This is a genomic window from Gordonia sp. NPDC003425 (assembly GCF_053588635.1).
Window position 1 is genome coordinate 87,624 of the sequence record NZ_JBSFQI010000016.1, and the last position, 19,624, is coordinate 107,247.

18 protein-coding genes are annotated in these 19,624 nt (G+C 67.8%); 1 reads left to right on the plus strand and 17 read right to left on the minus strand.

The genetic code is table 11. The features are described from left to right. Positions 1-123: 123 nt before the first annotated feature. From ACWDTD_RS17175 to ACWDTD_RS17250, 16 genes are all read right to left on the minus strand, one after another. Positions 124-3,051 carry a DNA translocase FtsK 4TM domain-containing protein gene (locus ACWDTD_RS17175; protein ID WP_449748332.1) on the minus strand — a complete coding sequence of 976 codons (2,928 nt, stop codon included), beginning with the start codon at positions 3,049-3,051 and terminating at the stop codon, positions 124-126. A gap of 123 nt (positions 3,052-3,174) precedes the next feature. Further along, positions 3,175-3,807, minus strand: a complete 633-nt coding sequence (locus ACWDTD_RS17180) for a TIGR03085 family metal-binding protein (RefSeq protein WP_449748333.1) — start codon at positions 3,805-3,807, stop codon at positions 3,175-3,177. A gap of 27 nt (positions 3,808-3,834) precedes the next feature. Continuing rightward, on the minus strand, positions 3,835-4,653 hold the full coding sequence (locus ACWDTD_RS17185; protein WP_449748334.1) for a tyrosine-protein phosphatase: 819 nt from the start codon (positions 4,651-4,653) through the stop codon (positions 3,835-3,837). Positions 4,654-4,783: 130 nt separating this feature from the next. Then, complete coding sequence (locus ACWDTD_RS17190) at positions 4,784-6,772, minus strand: ribonuclease J (protein WP_449748335.1); 1,989 nt, start codon at positions 6,770-6,772, stop codon at positions 4,784-4,786. Between the two features lie 61 nt (positions 6,773-6,833). Beyond that, a complete protein-coding gene (dapA, locus tag ACWDTD_RS17195) occupies positions 6,834-7,739 on the minus strand; it encodes a 4-hydroxy-tetrahydrodipicolinate synthase (RefSeq protein WP_449748336.1) in 906 nt (301 codons plus the stop codon). 72 nt (positions 7,740-7,811) lie between these two features. Then, positions 7,812-8,564, minus strand: coding sequence for an FAD-dependent thymidylate synthase (gene thyX / locus ACWDTD_RS17200; RefSeq protein ID WP_449748337.1), 753 nt, complete (start codon positions 8,562-8,564; stop codon positions 7,812-7,814). Positions 8,565-8,666: 102 nt separating this feature from the next. Next, positions 8,667-9,431, minus strand: coding sequence for an HAD-IIB family hydrolase (locus tag ACWDTD_RS17205; RefSeq protein ID WP_449748338.1), 765 nt, complete (start codon positions 9,429-9,431; stop codon positions 8,667-8,669). 71 nt (positions 9,432-9,502) lie between these two features. Then, on the minus strand, positions 9,503-10,750 hold the full coding sequence (locus ACWDTD_RS17210; protein WP_449748339.1) for a winged helix-turn-helix domain-containing protein: 1,248 nt from the start codon (positions 10,748-10,750) through the stop codon (positions 9,503-9,505). A 9-nt stretch (positions 10,751-10,759) separates the two neighbouring features. Further along, positions 10,760-11,284 (minus strand): dihydrofolate reductase, encoded by a 525-nt coding sequence (locus ACWDTD_RS17215; protein ID WP_449748340.1) that lies wholly within the window; start codon positions 11,282-11,284, stop codon positions 10,760-10,762. Between the two features lie 100 nt (positions 11,285-11,384). Then, complete coding sequence (locus ACWDTD_RS17220) at positions 11,385-13,052, minus strand: PE-PPE domain-containing protein (RefSeq protein WP_449748341.1); 1,668 nt, start codon at positions 13,050-13,052, stop codon at positions 11,385-11,387. Between the two features lie 200 nt (positions 13,053-13,252). Further along, entirely contained in the window at positions 13,253-14,086 is an 834-nt protein-coding gene (locus tag ACWDTD_RS17225; RefSeq protein ID WP_449748342.1) for a thymidylate synthase, read from the minus strand. Positions 14,087-14,162: 76 nt separating this feature from the next. Further along, positions 14,163-14,840, minus strand: coding sequence for a GAP family protein (locus ACWDTD_RS17230; RefSeq protein WP_449748343.1), 678 nt, complete (start codon positions 14,838-14,840; stop codon positions 14,163-14,165). A 226-nt stretch (positions 14,841-15,066) separates the two neighbouring features. Beyond that, on the minus strand, positions 15,067-15,471 hold the full coding sequence (locus ACWDTD_RS17235; protein WP_449748360.1) for a flavodoxin family protein: 405 nt from the start codon (positions 15,469-15,471) through the stop codon (positions 15,067-15,069). A 47-nt stretch (positions 15,472-15,518) separates the two neighbouring features. Next, positions 15,519-16,046: a tetratricopeptide repeat protein gene (locus ACWDTD_RS17240; RefSeq protein ID WP_449748344.1), complete on the minus strand. Its 528-nt coding sequence runs from the start codon at positions 16,044-16,046 to the stop codon at positions 15,519-15,521. A 17-nt stretch (positions 16,047-16,063) separates the two neighbouring features. Continuing rightward, entirely contained in the window at positions 16,064-16,816 is a 753-nt protein-coding gene (dapB, locus tag ACWDTD_RS17245; protein ID WP_449748345.1) for a 4-hydroxy-tetrahydrodipicolinate reductase, read from the minus strand. Positions 16,817-16,960: 144 nt separating this feature from the next. After that, complete coding sequence (locus ACWDTD_RS17250) at positions 16,961-17,443, minus strand: Lrp/AsnC family transcriptional regulator (RefSeq protein WP_449748346.1); 483 nt, start codon at positions 17,441-17,443, stop codon at positions 16,961-16,963. A gap of 226 nt (positions 17,444-17,669) precedes the next feature. Here ACWDTD_RS17250 and ald point away from each other — a divergent pair, with 226 nt between their 5' ends. Then, the gene (gene ald, locus ACWDTD_RS17255; protein ID WP_449748347.1) at positions 17,670-18,785 is read left to right on the plus strand and encodes an alanine dehydrogenase; all 1,116 of its coding nucleotides are present in this window, start codon (positions 17,670-17,672) and stop codon (positions 18,783-18,785) included. 69 nt (positions 18,786-18,854) lie between these two features. Here ald and ACWDTD_RS17260 read toward each other — a convergent pair whose 3' ends face one another. Then, positions 18,855-19,520, minus strand: a complete 666-nt coding sequence (locus tag ACWDTD_RS17260) for a GAP family protein (protein ID WP_449748348.1) — start codon at positions 19,518-19,520, stop codon at positions 18,855-18,857. Positions 19,521-19,624 lie beyond the last annotated feature (104 nt).

Here is a 19,624-nt window from a genome sequence, read left to right on the forward strand (position 1 = left end):
CGGTGATCGGCACCGACCTGCACCACTCACCGTACTGACGAACGGGCCGTGGGTGGGGATACTCCCCTCGTGGATCTTGTAGGCGAGCCTAATACACGCCGGCCCGCCGATGCATCCCCGCGCCTACTCGTCAGCGCCCGACGGCGTGTCGCCGCCGTTGATCGAGGCGATGACTCCGGCGAGGTCCTCGGGCTTCACCAGCACTTCGCGCGCCTTCGATCCCTCGCTGGGCCCCACCACACCGCGGGTCTCCATCAGATCCATCAGCCGCCCGGCCTTGGCGAAGCCCACTCGCAGCTTGCGCTGCAGCATCGACGTCGACCCGAACTGGCTGCTGACCACGAGTTCGATCGCGGCGAGCAGATCGTCGAGGTCTCCGCCGATGTCGGCGTCGATGTCCTTCTTGTCGCCGGCCTTCGCGGTGGTGACACCTTCGGTGTACTCCGGTTCGGCCTGTTCGCGCGCGTACTCGACGACGGCCGCGATCTCCTCGTCGGTGATGAAGGCACCCTGCAGGCGGATCGGCTTGTTGGCACCCATCGGCAGGAACAGACCGTCGCCCATGCCGATCAGTTTCTCGGCACCCGGCTGATCGAGGATGACCCGCGAGTCGGTGAGCGACGACGTCGCGAACGCCAGTCGTGAGGGCACATTCGTCTTGATCAGGCCGGTGACGACGTCGACCGACGGTCGCTGCGTGGCCAACACCAGGTGGATACCGGCGGCACGCGCCTTCTGCGTGATCCGCACGATCGCATCCTCGACGTCGCGGGGTGCGGTCATCATCAGGTCGGCGAGCTCGTCGACGATCGCGAGAATGTAAGGATACGGCTTGTACACGCGCTCGGAGCCGAGCGGTGTGGTGATCTCACCGGAACGCACCTTGGCGTTGAAATCGTCGATGTGCCGCACCCGGGACGCTTTCATGTCCTGGTAGCGCTGTTCCATCTCCTCCACCAGCCAGGCCAGTGCGGCGGCCGCCTTCTTCGGCTGGGTGATGATGGGGGTGATGAGGTGCGGAACACCCTCGTAGGGCGTCAGCTCCACCATCTTCGGATCCACCAGGATCAGCCGGACCTGTTCGGGGGTGGCGCGGGTCAGCAGCGACACCAACATCGAGTTGACGAAACTCGATTTACCCGAGCCGGTGGACCCCGCCACCAGCAGGTGGGGCATCTTGGCCAGGTTCGCACTGACGAAGTCGCCCTCGATGTCCTTGCCCAGCCCGATGACCAGCGGATGGGGATCCTTGCGTGTCGACGGCGCGGTGAGCACGTCGGCCAGCCGCACCATCTCCCGGTCGGAATTGGGCACCTCGATGCCGACCGCCGATTTGCCGGGGATCGGTGCAAGCAGCCGCACGTTGTCGGTGGCCACCGCATAGGCGATGTTGCGGGCTAGCGCGGTGATCTTCTCCACCTTCACGCCCGGCCCGAGTTCCACCTCGTAGCGGGTCACGGTCGGGCCACGTGTGTACCCGGTCACCGCGGCATCGATCTTGAACTGCTCGAGCACACCGGAGATCCGATCGATCATGTCGTCGTTGGCGCGACTGCCCTGCTTGGGCGGATCACCGTCGATGAGCAACGCCACCGGAGGTAGTCGGTAATCACCGTCGACGGGCTCGACCACGGGAACGTCGTCCCCGGCGGCGGCACGATCATCCGGACCGGCATCGGACACGGGTGCGGCACCCACCTTGTTGCGGGTGGCGGGGCGCCGCGAGCGCGTGCGGTTGCCGGTACCGTCCGGCGGGATGGGTTCGGTGACGGCGTCGACGATCGGCTCGGTCACCATGTCGTCGTAAGAGTCGGTCGGCGTGTCCGACAGATCCGGCATGTCGTCGAGTTCGATGGGGGCACTGCGCCGGGTCCTGCTCGCCGACCGGCGACCGCTGCGCACACCCGGTTCGATGTCCGGCGGATAGTTGTCGTACGGGTCGGCCGAGCGCCGCGCGGATCGTCCCGAGGGCCGATCGGCGTCATCGAGGTCGTCGAACGGGGTGTCGAGGTCGTCGTCGAACTCCTCAGGGTCGTCGATCACGTCGTCATCCCAGGGCAGCGCCTCGTCCCGGTCGACGGCGCCGAGGCCGAGGTACCCGCGTGCCGCGTCGACCACCTGGCGCACGGTGCGGCCGGACAGGACGAGGACCCCGAAACAGATGCACAACAACAGGATCGGGACCGACACCCAGGCGGTCACGCCGGTGGTGAGCGGGGTGCCCACGGCAAAACCGAGGAAACCGCCCGCCCTCGAGCGGCCGGGCAGGTCGTCGGGCGCGCCGGCGACGAGGTGGATCAGTCCCAGCACGGGCAACACGATCAGCAGGCCCGCACCGACGTAGCGGGCGCGACGCGCCGGATTGGGTTCACGTCGCATCAGTACGACCGCCACGGCCACCAGCGCAATCGGGGTGAGCACCGCCGTCACGCCCACCACGGATCGGATCAGCGCGTCGATGAACGCACCCACCGGCCCGGCGGCGCCGAACCACACGCCGACCGACACCACGAGGGCCAGCGCCAACAGTCCCAACGCGACACCGTCACGGCGGTGGGTGTGACCGGGGGGCGGAGTGGACCGCCGGACGTAGCCGTCGCTGAGATCGTCGGCGCCGTACACGTCGGAGGCGTCGGCGTCTGCGTCGGCGTCCAGAAGATCGTCGAGGTCGTCGGCCGGGGCGGCACCGCGACCACCACCCGCGCGTGCCATCCCGCCGACACCACGTGCCAGCAGCAACCAGCCGGCGCCGAGGCCACGGCCGACGCCGCGACCGATGGCGCCCGCCGTGCCGGCGCCCGAGCGGCGGCTGATGTCGGCGGACTCTTGCGCGCGACGTCTTCCTGCCCCGGAACCGGTGCCGCGGGTCGAACGGGGGGACGCGGTGGCAGACACCGCCCCTTGACGCGACCGTGCTGCGCTCCTCGACCCCGATCGGGTACTACTCGTGGACTTCTTGGATGTGGTGGACGCACGCGTGCCCTGTGACTGTCGCCCTCCCGACGCCCGCGCCGCGGACGCGCGAGAACCCGTGCCTGCCTTCGAAGCCATGGGGACAGCCTAATGGTCACCCGTCGCTCCAGTCACACGGGCAACACCAGCCCCGGCGTGTGTATCGAATTTGTGACCATCAGCGCGGGCCGACGCTCCGGGGAGTGCGTGTGTCGCCCGCGATCAGAAGCCGCGTGCGGTCCCGACCACGGCATCGACGGCCCGCTGATCGCCGCTCATCGACACGTCCACCGGGGCACGGCCGGTCGCGAACAGCAGCAGCTCACCGATGGTGCCGGTCACGGTCACCGGCTCACCCTTTCCGGCGGCGAGGACGGTGTCGCCGTCGGGGGTTGCCAGCGTCACGCGGGCAGGCGCCTTCCGCAGCGTCATCCGGCCCATCGAGGTCAGCGGGGTACGGAGCGCGTGGGACGCGTCGGGCGTCAGTTCGCGGGGCAGCCACGGGCCTGCCGGGTCGGCACCACCCCGAAGGACGTCTTCGTGGTGGATGAACATCTCGCCGAGGTTGACCCACCGGTCGAGCGGCGCGATCGGCGAGTACCACGGCGGCCCGCTCGCGATCTGATCGAGCAGGTTCTGCCAGGGTTCGGTGGCGGTCTTGTCCTGCACCGTTTTCGTGTACCCGGCCAGCGGACTCACCATGATTCCCACGGCCGCGTCGGGGCGTCGTTCCCGGATCACCAGGTGCGCGGCGAGATCCCGCGACGTCCAGCCCTCGCACAGTGTCGGGGCGTCGGGTCCCACCCGGCGCAGGGTCTCGACGAGGGCGGCGCGTTCGTTCTGTGCCAGGCTCACCCGTGTCAGGGTAGTCGCGCCGACGTGTCAGATCGAGGGCAGCAACAGCGTCTTCCGCAGTGCTGCGACATCGGCGTCGGACAGGCGCAGACCCCTGTGGACGTAGTTGTCGAAGCTGCCGTACCGCTGCGTGGCGGTGTCGAATGCGGCGTCGAGAAGTCCGATGTTGACGCCGTTGATCGCATCGCTGGGCGACGCGTGACGGAAGGTGTTACTGGCCAGGTAGTCGGCGTTCACCACGGCCCGGTCCACCCCGAGAATGGTGAGCAGCACCGCGGCGAGCCACCCGGTGCGGTCCTTGCCCGCAGTGCAATGGAAGACCACGGTGCCACCGGAAGCGACGGTCGCCTCAATGTTGAGGAGCGACTCGCGGAAGGCTTCGCGGGCCTGCGGGTCGGTGACAAAGGCGCGGTAGGCATTCGGCAGGTCGATGAGGAAGTTCGGCGGCACCGCACCGAGCACATCGAAGTGGTGCCAGGTGGCTCCGGGCACCGGCTTGTCGGGCTGCAGCGCGATCTCCACCGTGGTCCGCAGGTCGATGATCGACCGCACCTGATGTCGCTCCAGCGCGTTGACTCCCAGCGGCGTGGGTGTCGACAGGTTCGCGCTGCGAATCACCTTGCCGGAGATCCGCATTCCGCTGCGCGTCGTGTAGTTCGTGAAATCCCGGGCATTGAGCACGTCGGGCACACCGACCGCGTTCGGTACGGGAATCGTGTGCGACGCCACCGCAGGAGCTGCCGCCGCGGTGACCGTGGTGGCGGCGACCGGTGCGAAGGCGGTGATCGCCGCGACGAGTGTGGTTGCTGCTCGCCGACGCAGTGCGGAGCGCTGGAAGCGGATCACGTTTGTGAGACCTTTCGGACATATGAACACGCGGGTGGTGCCGTGCGGCCGTGGCCGGTTGGCCAGGGCGGGGTGAAGCGTAGGTGGTACCGGTGAACAGATGGGGTCGCGACCGATGGGCGTCGCGGTGTCAGGAACCCACGGCGAGCACGGTCGGCACGATCATGGGGCGCCGCCGGTAGGTATCGGCCACCCAGCGGCCGACGGTGCGGCGGATGGCCTGGGCGATGCGGTGGGTGTCGGTGACACCTTCGGCGGCCAGCGCGTCGAGCGCCTGATCGACGAGGTCGGCTGCCTCTTTGAGGGCACCGGGATCGTCGGAGAAGCCACGACCGGACACCTCCGGGCGGCTGACCGGACGCCCGGTGGTGGCGTCGATCGCGATGGTGATCGCGATGAACCCGCCCTCCCCGAGCACCAGGCGTTCCGACAGCGTGGACTCCCCGACATCGCCCACCGACAATCCGTCCACGTACACATGACCCACCGGCACGCGCCCGACGACCTCGGCGCGCCCGTCGAGGAGATCGACGACGACGCCGTCCTCGGCGAGCATCACCCGGTCCGGATGCACCCCGGTGGCGACGGCGAGCGCGGCGTTCGCGCGCAGGTGGCGCCATTCGCCGTGCACCGGCATCGCGTTGCTCGGACGCACCGCGTTGTAGAGGTAGAGCAGTTCACCCGCCGACGCGTGTCCGGAGACGTGCACCTTGGCGCTTTGCTGGGTGATGACGGTGGCGCCACGCTTGGCCAGCCCGTTGACCACGGCGAATACCGAGTTCTCGTTGCCGGGGATCAGCGAGGAGGCGAGCACGACGAGGTCGTCGGCGCGGATGTTGATCTGGCGGTGTTCGCCGCGCGCCATCCGCGAGAGCGCCGACAGCGGCTCTCCCTGCGAGCCGGTGGAGATCAGTACGAGACGGTGGTCGGGCAGCGTCGCCGCCGTGTCCATGTCGACCACCACACCGTCGGGCACCTGCAGGTAGCCGAGGTCCTGGGCGATCTGCATGTTGCGGACCATGGAACGGCCCACGAAGGTGACGCGTCGGTTGTGATCGTGTGCGACGTCGATGATCTGCTGGATGCGGTGGACGTGGCTGGCGAAGGAGGCCACGATGACGCGTTGGCGTGCTTTGCCGATCACCTGGTCGAGCACGGCGCCGATCTCCCGCTCGGGGGTGACGAAGCCGGGTACCTCAGCGTTGGTGGAGTCCACCAGGAACAGGTCCACGCCGTCGTCGCCGAGTCTGCTGAACCCGGCGAGGTCGGTGAGGCGACCGTCGAGGGGTAGCTGGTCGAGTTTGATGTCGCCGGTGTGCAGTGCCAGACCGGCCGGGGTGCGGATGGCCACCGCGATGGCGTCCGGGATCGAGTGGTTCACCGCGAAGTACTCGCACTCGAACGGGCCGTGGGTGGTCCGCTCCCCCTCGACAACCTGAATCAGCTTGGGCCGCAGTCGATGTTCCCGGCACTTCGCCTCCACCAGGGCGAGGGTGAACTTCGATCCGACCACGGGGATGTCGCTGCGCAACCGGAGCAGGAACGGGACCGCCCCGATGTGGTCTTCGTGACCGTGGGTGAGGATCACCGCTTCGACGTCGTCCATCCGGTCCTCGATGTAGCGGAAGTCCGGAAGGATGAGATCGACGCCGGGCTGCGCGTCCTCGGGGAAGAGCACACCGCAGTCGACGATCAGTAGCCGGCCGTCGTACTCGAACACGGTCATGTTGCGACCGATCTCGCCGATCCCGCCGAGCGCCACCACCCGAAGGGCGCCGCGCGGCAGGCGGCGTGGAGTGCCGAGACGGTCGACGGCGGCGTCGGGTGGGATCGACGCGCCCCGCTCCCCGCCGCCGCGGGCGGTTTCGGTGCGCCCGGGGCCACGCGGTTGCGACTGCGCACCCGAGGGTCTGTCCTGCTTTTCGTGGCGTCCACGGCGTGAGCGCGGGCGGCCACCCTGTGACGCGGACGGTCCGGCGTTCTCGGCGGGCGCCGGTGTGTCGGAACCCTGCGCCGCGGGCGGTGCGGTCGCGTCGCCCGATGTCGGCGCCGAGGCCGGCGGTGCAGCTTGCGGCGGGCCGGCCTTGCGCGTCGCGGCGCGGCGGCGCGGGGGCGTCAACGGACCCCCTCGCAGGTGTGGGACCCGGGCGTGGACGTGGAGATGAGGGGTTCCATACCCATCAGGAAAGCACTCCCGCCGCTCGCAGGTCGGCGATCAGGGCCTCGATCTGGGGGCCGGTGGCCGGCACCTGTGGGAGTCGTGGGTCGCCGACCTCGAATCCGAGGATGCGCAGCGACGCCTTCACCATGGTGACTCCGCCGAGCCTGCCCATCGCGTTGACCAGCGGTAACACCGACGCGTTGATGGCGCGAGCGGCGGGCAGGTCGCCCTTGTCCACTGCGATCTGCATGTCGCGAAGGCGATCGGCCACCAGGTGACCGATCACACTGACGAATCCGGTGGCGCCGATCGAGAGCCACGGCAGGTTGAGTGCGTCTTCGCCGGACAGGTATTCGATGTCGGTGGTGGCGATGATGCCCGCCGCGGAGTGCAGGTCGCCCTTGGCGTCCTTGACCGCGCGGATGCGCGGATGCTCGGCGAGCGCGAGGATCGTCTCGTTGGCGATGGGCACCACCGAACGCGGGGGGATGTCGTAGAGCATGACCGGAAGGGCGGTGGCGTCGGCCACGGCACGGAAGTGCGCGAGGAGTCCGGCCTGTGGCGGCTTGGAGTAGTACGGGGTCACCACGAGCAGTCCGTGGGCGCCGACCTGCTCGGCCGCCTGCGCGAAACGAACACTCTCGGCGGTGTCGTAGCTGCCCGCACCCTGGGTGATGCGGGCCCGGTCACCCACGGCGTCGAGTACGACGCGGAGCAGGTCGAGCTTTTCCGGGACCGTGGTGGTGGGCGATTCACCGGTGGTGCCCGAGACGACGAGGCCGTCGCATCCCTTGCCGACGAGGTGATCTGCCAGTTCGGCGGCCTTGTCGAGGTCGAGGGAGCCGTCGGCGCGGAAGGGGGTCACCATGGCCACCGCATTGGTCCCGAAGGGATGCGAGTGGAACTGCTCGACGCCAGCGTTCATGGTGCTCAAGGCTACCGTGGCGCCGGGAGCGACAGCGAATGACCACGCCGCCCAGGCTCGCCCCCGGGTGGCTCAGCCTTCGAGGACGAACGGCGAGGTGGCCACCTCGGTGCCGTCGGAGAGTGTGCCGATCTCGAAATCCCCGAACACCGTGGGCGCCACGTCCATGAGCTGACGCAGGCATTCGACGGCGAGCTGCCGGATCTCCACGTCGGCGTGCTCGGTGGCACGCATGCCCACGAAGTGACGCCATGCCCGGTAGTTGCCGCTCACCACGATCTTCGTCTCGGTGGCGTTCGGCAGCACCGACCGCGCCGCCTGCCGCGCCTGTTTGCGCCGCAGGATGGCATTGGGGACGTCGGCGAACTTGGCCTCGAGGGCGTCGAGTAGCTCGCTGTAGGCCTTGCGACTCGCGTCGGTGGCCTGCGTGAACAGCGCCTCCAACTCGGCGTCACCCCGAATAGCCGGTGGGGCAACCACATTCGAGTCATGCTCGGGCACGAACCGCTGCGACAACTGGGAGTAGGAGAAGTGGCGGTGCCGGATGAGTTCGTGGGTGCACGAGCGTGAGATGCCGGTGATGTAGAAGGTCACCGACGCGTGTTCGAGCAGGGAAAGGTGGCCCACCTCGAGGATGTGCCGCAGGTACCCGGCGTTGGTGGCGGTGCGCGGGTTGGGCTTGTCCCAGCTCTGGTAGCAGGCGCGGCCGGCGAATTCGACGAGCGCCTCGCCACCCTCGGCGTCGGTACTCCACGGCACCTCGGGTGGTGCGCTGAACGCGGTTGCGGCCACCATCTGGACCTTCAACGGAACCAACTCGGACATACCGCCTCCTCTCCTGCATCGACCCTGCGACGGGCACGCCCGATTGTCCCTCAGTACCCCGGATTCGCGTGGACGGCCCCGCACAGTCGTTGACCGTCGGACTCAGTTCGCCAGCAGTTCCCCGAGCTTGGCGTGGGTATCGGTCCAGCCATCCACCGGCACCGAGGTGATCCCGAGTTCCATCACCGGGCGGTCGTTGCCGCCCTCGTCGAGGCGGTCGCCGAAGAACAGGATGTCGTCGACACCGAGTCCGAGGATCTCCATGAGCCTGCGCGCCCCGTAGGCCTTGTCGATCCCTTTGCGTGTCACGTCCACGGAGGTGGAGCCGCCGCTGCGGACCTCGAGGTCGGGCAGGCGCTCGGCGGCGTAGGCGCGCAGGGCCTCCTTCTTGCGTCCGTCGGGATCCCACGCCTGCTTGGCGTCTACCGGCGCGGACTGGCCGAGGGCGGAAAAGGTGATCTGGCTGCCCCGATCCTCCAGAATCGGCCCCCACGTCTGGGTCTCCCACAGCCCGAGTTCCTTGGCGCCGGTTTCGAGGGTCACCCACGTGCGGTTCTTCTCGTCGTCGGTGAGGTGTTCGGCGTAGACGGTCTCCCATTCGGCGCCGTTCCACCGCACGTACTGGGTGCCGTTGGTGGGCATCAGGTGCAGATTGGCGCGGGCGACCCCGTCGCCGAGCCGATCGAGGACCTGCGCCTGGAACTGTTCGAATCGGCCGCCGGAGATGATGGCGACCAGCCCGCGATCGAGTAACCGGGTGAACACCTCGACCATCTCGTCGGCCATCGGGCTCTTCGACGGTGCGAGCGTGTCGTCGAGGTCGAACATGACCAGCCGGTAGTCACGATCGTCATAGGTCACGGTCATGGGTGGCCTTCCTGCAGTTGCGGAGCGCTGCGCCCGTCGGTATGCCGAACACGATTCCGGGGAACAGCATGTCATGAAAACAAGGCGTCGACCGAAGCGGCCAACTCCGCCGAGAAGTCGCCGCGCGTTCCCACCCGCACGGTGTGCAGCCCCAACCAGGTGGCCATCGACGCCAGATCCGCTGCGAGGCGTCGCGCCACCGTCGGCGCATCACATCCGGGCTCCAGGTGCGCCGAGGGCACCCCGAGGATGCCCGAGCGACGATCGGCCTTCAGGTCCACGCGCGCGACGATCGCGTCGCCGAGGAGGTACGGGTGTACGTAGTAGCCGTGAACGCGTTTGTGCTCGGGAACGTAGATCTCGATGCGGTACTGGAAACCGAAGAGCCGCAGCGCACGTGGACGGAAGAAGACGAGCGGATCGAACGGTGAGAGAAGTGCCGATCGGGTCGCGTCGGCGCGGCCGATCCGCTGTGGCACGCGCGCTTGTGCGTGAAGGTAGGCCGGGTCGCGCCACCCCTCGACGGAGACCTGTTGCAGCACACCGGAATCGATGAGATCCAGGAGCGCCGTGCGGGTGTCGGCGGTCTTGAGCCGGTAGTAGTCGGCGAGATCGGCCGCAGTGGCAACGCCCAGCGACGAGGCCGCATGTGCGATGAGTTCGCGGTGGGCGTCGGCACGATCGACGCGACGGTCGGCGACGTCACCGATGACGCGGCCGGTCAGGTCGTAGTGCCGCCCGAAGTTCGCGTCGCGGACAGCGGAGAGCTGCCCGGCGGCGAACATCGCCTCGCACAGATGTTTCACGTCGCCGCGATGCCACCAGCCACCGGCGACCCGGGGTCCGCGCTCGATGCCGAGGTGGTCCTCGATCGCCCGCGGCGTGGTGGGACCCACCTCGGCGATCACGTCCCGCACGTCGTCGGCCAGGCGGCGATTGCGGGCCATCAGCTCGCGGGTGTGCCGGTAGCGTCCGTCCCGGAACTCGTTCATCCGCCACGTGAACAGCGGCCAGTGGTCCACCGGGATCAGGGCGGCCTCGTGCGCCCAGTATTCGACGAGGAGCCTGCGGGCCCGACCGGGACGCCACGCGGCGCGGTCGAGCAGCGAGTGATCGTAGGCACCCATCCGGCTGAACAGCGGTAGGTAGTGCGCACGGACGGCCACATTCACCGAGTCCATCTGGATCAGACCGGTGCGGTCGACCATTCGCGTCAGGTGGGATCGACCGACGGCACCCGCAGGGCGACGGTCGGCGAATCCCTGGGCGACCAGCGCAATCCGGGTGGCCTGCGCGGCGGAGAGGTCCGACGGCGTCATCGGCGCCGGCTACACGCCCTGCCGTAGCGCCTCGGCACGCACGTGCCGGCGGTAGTCGACGAATCGGTAGCGCAGTCCCGACGTGGAGGACTGCCAGGGTCCCGGTTCGTCGACCTCCCACGCGTACGGGTCGATCTCGGGGGCGAACGCGTCGGCGCCCTTGACGAGCAGATCGATCTCGGTGACCCGCAGGTGGGTGGCCGATCCGATTGCGGCCTCGTAGATCTCGCCGCCGCCGATCACCGCCGCGGCACCGGAGATGCGGTCGAGCGCCTCGATCAGCGAGTGTGCGATCTCGGCGCCGTCGGCGACGTAGTCGGCCGAGCGCGTGATCACCACATTGCGACGCTGGGGCAACGGCCGGAATCTGGCCGGAAGCGACTCCCAGGTCTTGCGGCCCATGACCACGGCGTCGCGACCGGTCAACTCGCGGAAACGTCGCATGTCCTCGGGTACACGCCATGGGATGCCGTTGGCGCGTCCGATGGCGCCGGTGCGGTCCTGCGCCCACAACAGCGTGACGGTGGTGGCCATCAGCGGCCCGCTCGGGTGTCGCGGGAACGGTCGTCGACGACGCGTGCCTTCATATGTGCCACGATACCGCCGGTCCGCGTCGTTTCCGTGCGCACCGCCGCTACGGGCCGGCCGGTGTACCTGCGAGCGACGCGGAGTCGGGCTTGGGTGCGGCATCCGGCTTGGGTGCGGCATCCGGCTTGGGTGCGGCATCCGGCTCGGGTGCGGTATCCGGATCGGGTGCGGCGTCGGGCTCGGGTGCGACGTCAGGCTCGGGTGCGACATCGGCCTTGGGTGCGACGTCGGGCCCGGGTGCGACGTCGGGCTCGGGTGCGGGCGCGCCCGCCTGCGGCGGTCCGGGTACGGGGTTCGGCCCCGGGTCCGGGTCCTGATTCGCATTCGGCATGCCACCGCCGGTCTCGGGGCCCGTGACGTCCCGGCCGGGTTGCGTCACCGATGGCGTGCCGTCGGCGCGGTGCTGGTCATCACCACCCTGCGGCGGGGCGCTCGCGCCCGGCGTGCCCACCAAGGACATCGTGTCCGCCGTGGGGAGAGAACGGGCGGACGGGGCCGCGACCGCCGGAGCGGTCGACACCAACGCACTGTGCCGCGACACCCACCAGTCGGCGAAACTGAACTCGGGAACGCCGAAGGGACCGCTCACCGGTGTGGTGCCCAGCGGACGGTTGGATGCATCGCCGGTTTTCTGCGCAATGGCGTCGTCGATCCCGGTCGCGATGGCGATCGCCACGGTGACCACATCGCGAAGCGGCGAGAACCGCAACCACTGGGCGCTCACCGGTTCACCCGGGCTGATGTCGCGGCTGTAGCCCATCTCGATCACGGTGCGCAGCGGCATGTCGAGCGCGGTGATCCAACTTGCCGGCAAGATGCCTTGCAGCGGAACGAGGATGGGAACCGTGGTCGCGGGCATCAGGTAGTAGCGCGTGTCTCCGTAGACGCCTTGATCGATGGTGGTGGCAAGGGTGAACGGATCGTAGAACGGGTAGTACCCGTGCTCGTACGCGATGCCCAAGACCGCGTTCAGGTCCGCCAGCACGTTGAGCGGATGCGACGGGAAGTCGGAGAAGCCGTCGTACTGGAAGCTGATGTCGATGGTGGAGAGGTGGCAGACGCCGGTCGAGTCGCAGCTGTTGGTCGGCGCAGGCCCGTCCGCGGTGACTCCCAGAAAGGGGATCGAGAGGCCGGTGAATCGGGCGAGAATCCCGCCATTGGGGCGATTGACGTCGGCAGCGAGGACGAAGGACACGTCGGGTGCGCCCTGCCAGTCGTTGTACTCGTAATAGTCGATGAGAGACCGCTTCACGATGACGGCGATGCGCGTGCTCTGGGAGTAGCCGAACACGACGGTGGGGCCGGCTTCCGGGGTGCCGAAGGAGAGGTTGCGTGGGCACGACGACCCGCTGGACAGACAAGCGCTGAGATTGGTGGCCCCTACGGCCACCGACTGATCGAAGGTCATGTCGCCGGCGGTGAAGGGTGCGAACTGCTCTGGTGTGTAGACCGCGACCTTGTTCATCTGGTCAGGGTCTATCCCCGTGGCGCCCTGCAGGTAGTTGTGGCTGATGACATCGAGGTATGTGCTGACGAACTCGTCGGTCTGCGCCTGGGGTCCGTAGCCCACGAGTGGACTCCAGGTACCGCCCATGATCAACGCGGTGACCGTCGCCGCGCTGGCCACGACCAGCGAGAAGGTCGACCAGGCGGTGGCGAGCACACCCCCGGCGATCGCCACGGCCGCCGCACCCGCCCGGAGCAGCGTTCCCATAGTCATCACACGACCGATCGGGCCGACCGCACCCAAACCGAGACCTGAACCCGTGCGGGCGCGGAACGCCCCGGTTGTTCCCGCACGGCCCCCTAATTGTACGACTCGGCACCATCTGGATACCAGCGGTATCGAGGCTCAGGGTGCAGAATTACGCCGTTCGGACGACGCGATGCCGACCGGCGGCGAAGAGCGGTCGGTCAGACGGCAACGGGTGCCTTGATACCCGGATGCGACCGGTATCCGATGATCTCGATGTCGTCGTACTCGTAGTCGAAGAGCGACGGCCGACGCCGCAGGTTCAGTTCGGGATAGGGGTAGGGGTCTCGCGACAACTGGAGTTCGACCTGCTCGACGTGGTTGTCGTAGATGTGGCAGTCACCACCGGTCCAGACGAATTCGCCCACGTCGAGTCCGGCCTGCTGGGCCATCATGTGCGTGAGCAGCGCGTAGGAGGCGATGTTGAAGGGAACACCGAGAAACAGATCCGCGCTGCGCTGATAGAGCTGGCAGGAGAGTTTGCCGTCGGCGACGTAAAACTGGAAGAAGGCGTGGCACGGCGGTAACGCCATCTGCGGGATCTCCCCGACATTCCACGCCGACACGATGTTGCGCCGGGAGTCGGGGTTGGTGCGCAGCAGGTCGAGTGCGGCCGAGATCTGATCGATGTGTTCGCCGGACGGCGTGGGCCAGTTGCGCCACTGCACCCCGTACACCGGACCCAGGTCGCCCTGGTCATCGGCCCATTCGTCCCAGATGCTGACGCCGCGTTCTTGCAGCCAGCGCACGTTCGAGTCGCCGCGCAGGAACCACAGCAGTTCGTAGATGATCGACTTGAGATGCACCTTCTTGGTGGTGATCAGCGGAAAGCCCTGGGCGAGGTCGTAGCGCAGCTGATGACCGAACAGACTGCGCGTGCCGGTTCCGGTGCGGTCGGCCTTGGGGGTGCCGGTGTCGAGGACCAGCCGCAGGAGGTCCTCGTACGGGGTGGGGATCGCCTCGGTCGCCGCGATGTCTCTGATGGCCGTGCTCACGACAGCAAGTCTAGAGCGACGGTCCGCAGCGCCGACCGCGCAACGCCCGCAGGTGAATCAGTGTGGCTGGTGATGCTCAGGAGAAGATCGCCAGACCCTTGCCGAGGAAGTACGCGCCGACCACCAGCAGCGTGACGATCGTGATCGGAGAGATGTTGTCCTCCAACCATTGCCGAAACGATGCGAGCGCCGGGTCCAGGCGTCGTCCTCCGACGATCGCGACGATCAGCGGAACGATCATCCCCAGGCTCGCGAGGATCACGAACACTCCCACCGCCACCCATGCCGACGTCCCACCCTGGGTGTCCTCGGCGATGCGTGCACCCGCGCCGAGGCTCAGGGGCGTGTTCTTGATGATCGCGACTCCCTCGACCATGCCGAGCCCGAGAACGGTGATCCCCGACATCCCGGAGATCCTGGCGAGAACCTTGGCCTCCTTGGCAAGTTCACCGGGCTTCGGCCGTCCCTTCCAGGCGTAGGCCGCCAAGATGAGGAACCCGACGCCGAGGATCAGCGACACGATGCTGACGCCGTTCTCGGTCTCGGCCGGTGCGTCCTCCTCGACGGCGTCGGTGATCAGTACCGCGATGCCGGTCAGGATCAGAAGAGTGATACACCACCCGAGGATGAACAATGCGGCCTTGATCCTGCCGTGATCGGAGAGCAGGAACACGATGCTGGTGATGATGGCCAGCGGACTGATCGCCACCGCGATCGCCACGGGAAGAACGTCACCGATGGCGGTAGCAATCACGATCGGCGCTCACTCGCTGCAGCGTGAACGTCGCCTCGTCGACCTGGCACCGGAGCATCTCCCCCTGTCGAATTCGGTCCCGTTCTGGTGGAACAGGTTACATATCTTCCCGAGGGGATGGTCCCATGGCCGATTTCATGCCGCCGGACGTGTCGAGCGAGATGTCACACGTTGACGCGCGATTGGCACGCGATGGGTGTCTCCGACCGGTTGCCGATCTCACCGATCACATGTCCATCAGCTGTGCGGCGACGGTCGCGCCCAACTCCCAGCACGCCTGGAGGTCGGCTTTGGTCGGCTCTTGCGATACCACCACGTCGGCTGCCGCCCTGGTCCAGCCGAGGCCGGTGGTGATCGAATCCAGGGCGCGCTGTGCACCCTCGGTCCCCTGGTTCCCGTGGAAGTACGCCCCGAACGGGTGGCCCTTGGTCGAGTCGAGAATCTGGTAGTAGCTCTGATCGAATGCGTGCTTGAGCGCGCCGGAAATGTATCCGAGGTTGGCCGGGGTACCGAGCACGTAGCCGTCGGCGGCGAGAAAATCGCTCGCCGTCACCGACAGTGCCGCACGCCGGAGAACCTCGACGCCGGTGATCTCGGGGTCGGTCGCACCGGACAGCACGGCCTCGAACATCGCCTGGCAGTGCGGCGACGGCGTGTGATGCACGATCAGAAGTTGCGTCACGGGGCCTCGGACCGAGTCTCGTTGTATTGCGCGACAGCACGTTTCATCATCTGACGGGCCCTGGTGCGATCACCGGCGTAGTCGTAGGCACGCGCGATCCGGTAGGTGTTGCGCCAGTCGGTGGGGTCGCTCTCCCACTCCTGCTTCACCTGCGCGAAGAGTTCGTCGGCGGCGTCGCGCTCGATGCGGCCCGACGGGCGCCGCGGCAGGGACGACACGTCGAGTTCGCGACCCTCCTCGGCCATGATGCGCGCGAGCCGCTGATGTTCGATGCCGGCGCGCAGCGTCGCCCAGATCATCCAGACGCCCAGAAACGGAAGGACCAGAACGCCGATACCCAGACCGATGCCCGCGACGCTGCCGGTGGCGATGAGTTGCACACCGCTGCGTCCCAGCAACACGAAGTAGACACACATCGCGAGCACGAGAAACGCGATCATCCACACGATCGGACGCGAATCGCGCGGCTTCGGCGCACCCGACCGGGCCGCCTGGTTGTCGCGGGGTTCGGGATCTCCGGTCATCGGCTCGTGCCCGACACTCACAGGTCCATGAACGCGTCGAGCCCGACGGTGAGTCCCGGACGGGCGGGGATCGTACGGACGCCCAGCAGCACGCCGGGCGCAAACGAGCTCCGATCGAGCGAGTCGTGCCGGATGGTCAGCGTCTCGCCGGTGGTGCCGAGCAACACCTCCTGATGGGCGACGAGACCGGCCAGCCGCACCGAGTGCACGTGCACACCGTCGACGACGGCACCGCGTGCACCCTCGAGTTCCTCGGTGGTGGCATCCGGACTCGGTCCCAACCCGGCTGCCGCGCGGGCCTCCCCGATCAGCGCGGCGGTACGGTAGGCCGTCCCCGACGGCGCATCGGCCTTGTGCGGATGGTGCAGTTCGATCACCTCGACGGATTCGTAGAAGCGCGCGGCCTGCTGCGCAAACCGCATCGACAACACCGCACCGATGGCGAAGTTGGGCGCGATCAGCACGCCGACGCCCGGTGTGTCGGCGAGCCACTCCTGCACCTGCGCGAGCCGCTCGTCGGTGAAACCGGTGGTACCCACGACCGCGTGAATACCGTTGCCGATCAGGAATTCCAGGTTGTCCATGACGACGCTGGGGTGGGTGAAGTCGATGACCACCGCGGTGCCGGTGTCGACGAACCTGCGCGGATCGTCGCCCTTGTCGACGCCGGTGGTGAACACGAGGTCGTCGGCCGCTTCCACGGCGTCGACCATGGCCTGCCCCACCTTGCCGCCACTGCCGAACACACCCACCCGGATCTCGTCACTCATCGGCGCCCTCTTCTCGCATACTCGGTCACAAGTGCGGGTTCGAGTCTAGTGCGCTGGTCGACGCCGACGGACGGCGCGGCAATGCCGTAGATCGGTGTCGGTATATGGCGCCGATCTACGGCACAGACCGCTGGGAACCACATCTCAGTAGAGAGGTGCGTCACCGCGCAGGTGGTCGAAGACCAGTGAGGTGGTGGTCCCGGCCACCTCACGCCGGGAGTTGAGCATCTCGACGAACGTCCGCAGCGATTCTGTGTCGGACGTGGCCACGTGCAGCAGGTAGTCGTCGGTGCCGGCGAGGAAGAACACATCGATCACCTCGTCGCTGCGGGCGATCTCGCCGACGAAACGCCGGATCTGACCCCGCGCATCCGACTGGAGGCTCACGGCGACCATCGCCCGGAGCGGTCGTCCCACCGCAGCGGGGTCCACGTCGGCGAAGAAGCCGCGGATCACCCCCGAATCGACGAGCCGCCGGAGCCGTCCGTGGCAGGTCGACGGCGCGATGCCCACCTTGGCGGCGAGCTCACTGTTGGGCATTCGCGCGTCGGTCTGCAACAGACGCAGCAACTCACGGTCGGTCTCGTCGAGCACCGCCGGGCGAACATCCTTCGGACTCGCGACCATCACACTCCCCGTTCTCGAACAAACATCAGATTCGATGCCAGCCACCAGAATTATCATCGCACTCATTGCCCGAAAATCGCACTTACTTCACCATTATGGGTGTTCAACGTCGAGCACTCGCCTGCGAGCGCCCACCGCGCCGCCCACATCCACCCCCAGCCCGCCGGCTCGAGCCCGATCCGGCAGTCTGCCACAGCCACACACGTGATTCACCAGGAGAACTGACATGCGTATCGGCATCCCCACCGAGATCAAGAACCACGAATACCGCGTTGCCATCACCCCGGCCGGTGTCGCCGAACTGTCCCGACGCGGTCACGACGTGATCATTCAGGCCGGCGCGGGCCTCGGCTCGGCGATCGACGACGCCGACTTCAAGGCCGCGGGCGCGCAGATCCTCGACACCGCCGCCGCGGTGTGGGAGCAGGCCGACCTGCTGCTCAAGGTCAAGGAGCCCATCGAGGCCGAATACGGCCTGATGCGCGAAGGCCAGACGCTGTTCACCTATCTGCACCTGGCGGCGAGCCGCCCCTGCACCGACGCGCTGCTGGCGTCGGGGACCACCTCGATCGCCTACGAGACGGTGCGCGCGGCCGACGGCTCGCTGCCGCTGCTCGCGCCGATGAGCGAGGTTGCCGGCCGGCTCGCCCCGCAGGTGGGCGCTTACCACCTGATGCGTTCGGAGGGGGGCCGCGGCACGTTGATGGGCGGGGTCCCCGGCACCGAACCCGCCGACGTCGTCGTGATCGGTGGCGGTGTCAGCGGTGCCAACGCCGCGACGATCGCGATGGGTATGGGCGCCACGGTGACCGTCTTCGATCTCGACATCGCGAAACTGCGCGCCGTCGACGCTCGCTTCGGCGGTCGCGTGCAGACGCGGTACAGCACGACGCTGGCACTATCGGAGGCCATCAAGGGCGCCGATCTGGTGATCGGCGCGGTGCTGGTTCCTGGTGCCAAGGCCCCGGTGCTGGTGCCCAACAGTCTCGTCGCCGAGATGAAGCCGGGTTCGGTACTCGTCGACATCGCGATCGATCAGGGCGGCTGCTTCGAGGACTCGCACCCCACCACACACGACGACCCCACGTTCACCGTGCACGACAGCGTGTTCTACTGCGTCGCCAACATGCCGGGCACCGTGGCCCGCACATCCACCCAGGCCCTGACCGGAGCCACCCTGCCCTACGTGCTGCAACTCGCCGACAAGGGCTGGGAGACCGCGCTCGCGCAGAACACCGCGCTGGCTCACGGACTGAGCACGCACGCCGGTGAGCTGTACACCCCCGAGGTCGGCGCGGCACTCGGCATGCCGGTGACCGCGAACCCGTTCGCCGCCAACTGAATCCGACCTGCTCGGTGCGACACACGTCAGCCGGACACCTCGGTGTGTCCGGCTGACGTGCGTGTGCGGTCAGAGTGCTTCGAACCCGTTGGTGGCGACCACCACGCCGAGCACGACGAGCACGGTCCCCACGATCACCGTGTTGTACCTGGTGACCCATGCGTCGATCCTCGCGAGTGCCGGTTCGGCGCGGGAGCCGAGGACCGATGTGGCGATGGTCGGCGCCGCGATCGCGGTACTGCCCACCACGACGAATACCGCGACGGCGACGGCCTGCGCACCGACCGCTGCGGTGGTCTCGGCGATCGTGGTCGCTGCCGACACCGTGATGAGAAGGTTCTTCGGATTCACCGCCGCCAGCGCCAGACCCAGCGCGACCACCCTCGCCGGCCCGATGGTCTCGACGGTCCGATACCAGCCCGGTACGTCGTCGCCACCGGATGAGCGCCAGGCACCGACCAGCTTCTCGACCCCGAGCCCGAGCAGGAGAACTCCGACGCCGACGCCGAGAACTCCCATGACGGGCCCCGATCCGCCGGCCACCGACAACAGGTCGGCAAGCGCGATCACCACCACGCACACCGCCGTGAGACCGACGAACCACCCGGCCAGGAAGCACCAGCCGACCGATGCGGATCGCTTGATCACCAGCGCCATGCTCACCATCACGAGCGGAGCCGACGCCATCAGCAGGGCAACGGCAACGGGAAGGACTTCGGCCACAGCGTCTCCCACGGCTCGAACCTAGTGTCGCGTTTCGTTAGTTGGTTTTCGGTTGAGCTTTCTTGAGAATCTCCTCGACCGGTTTCGTCCACACGAAGGGGTGTTTGCGGTCGTTC

Excerpts from the sequence above, each read along its gene's own strand:
- ACWDTD_RS17175 (WP_449748332.1), bottom strand. The coding sequence starts at position 3,051 with ATGGCTTCGAAGGCAGGCACGGGTTCTCGCGCGTCCGCGGCGCGGGCG.
- dapA (WP_449748336.1), bottom strand. The coding sequence starts at position 7,739 with ATGAACGCTGGCGTCGAGCAGTTCCACTCGCATCCCTTCGGGACCAAT.
- thyX (WP_449748337.1), bottom strand. The coding sequence starts at position 8,564 with ATGTCCGAGTTGGTTCCGTTGAAGGTCCAGATGGTGGCCGCAACCGCG.
- ACWDTD_RS17205 (WP_449748338.1), bottom strand. The coding sequence starts at position 9,431 with ATGACCGTGACCTATGACGATCGTGACTACCGGCTGGTCATGTTCGAC.
- ACWDTD_RS17210 (WP_449748339.1), bottom strand. The coding sequence starts at position 10,750 with ATGACGCCGTCGGACCTCTCCGCCGCGCAGGCCACCCGGATTGCGCTG.
- ACWDTD_RS17215 (WP_449748340.1), bottom strand. The coding sequence starts at position 11,284 with ATGGCCACCACCGTCACGCTGTTGTGGGCGCAGGACCGCACCGGCGCC.
- ACWDTD_RS17220 (WP_449748341.1), bottom strand. The coding sequence starts at position 13,052 with ATGGGAACGCTGCTCCGGGCGGGTGCGGCGGCCGTGGCGATCGCCGGG.
- ACWDTD_RS17235 (WP_449748360.1), bottom strand. The coding sequence starts at position 15,471 with ATGTTCGAGGCCGTGCTGTCCGGTGCGACCGACCCCGAGATCACCGGC.
- ACWDTD_RS17240 (WP_449748344.1), bottom strand. The coding sequence starts at position 16,046 with ATGACCGGAGATCCCGAACCCCGCGACAACCAGGCGGCCCGGTCGGGT.
- dapB (WP_449748345.1), bottom strand. The coding sequence starts at position 16,816 with ATGAGTGACGAGATCCGGGTGGGTGTGTTCGGCAGTGGCGGCAAGGTG.
- ACWDTD_RS17250 (WP_449748346.1), bottom strand. The coding sequence starts at position 17,443 with ATGGTCGCGAGTCCGAAGGATGTTCGCCCGGCGGTGCTCGACGAGACC.
- ald (WP_449748347.1), top strand. The coding sequence starts at position 17,670 with ATGCGTATCGGCATCCCCACCGAGATCAAGAACCACGAATACCGCGTT.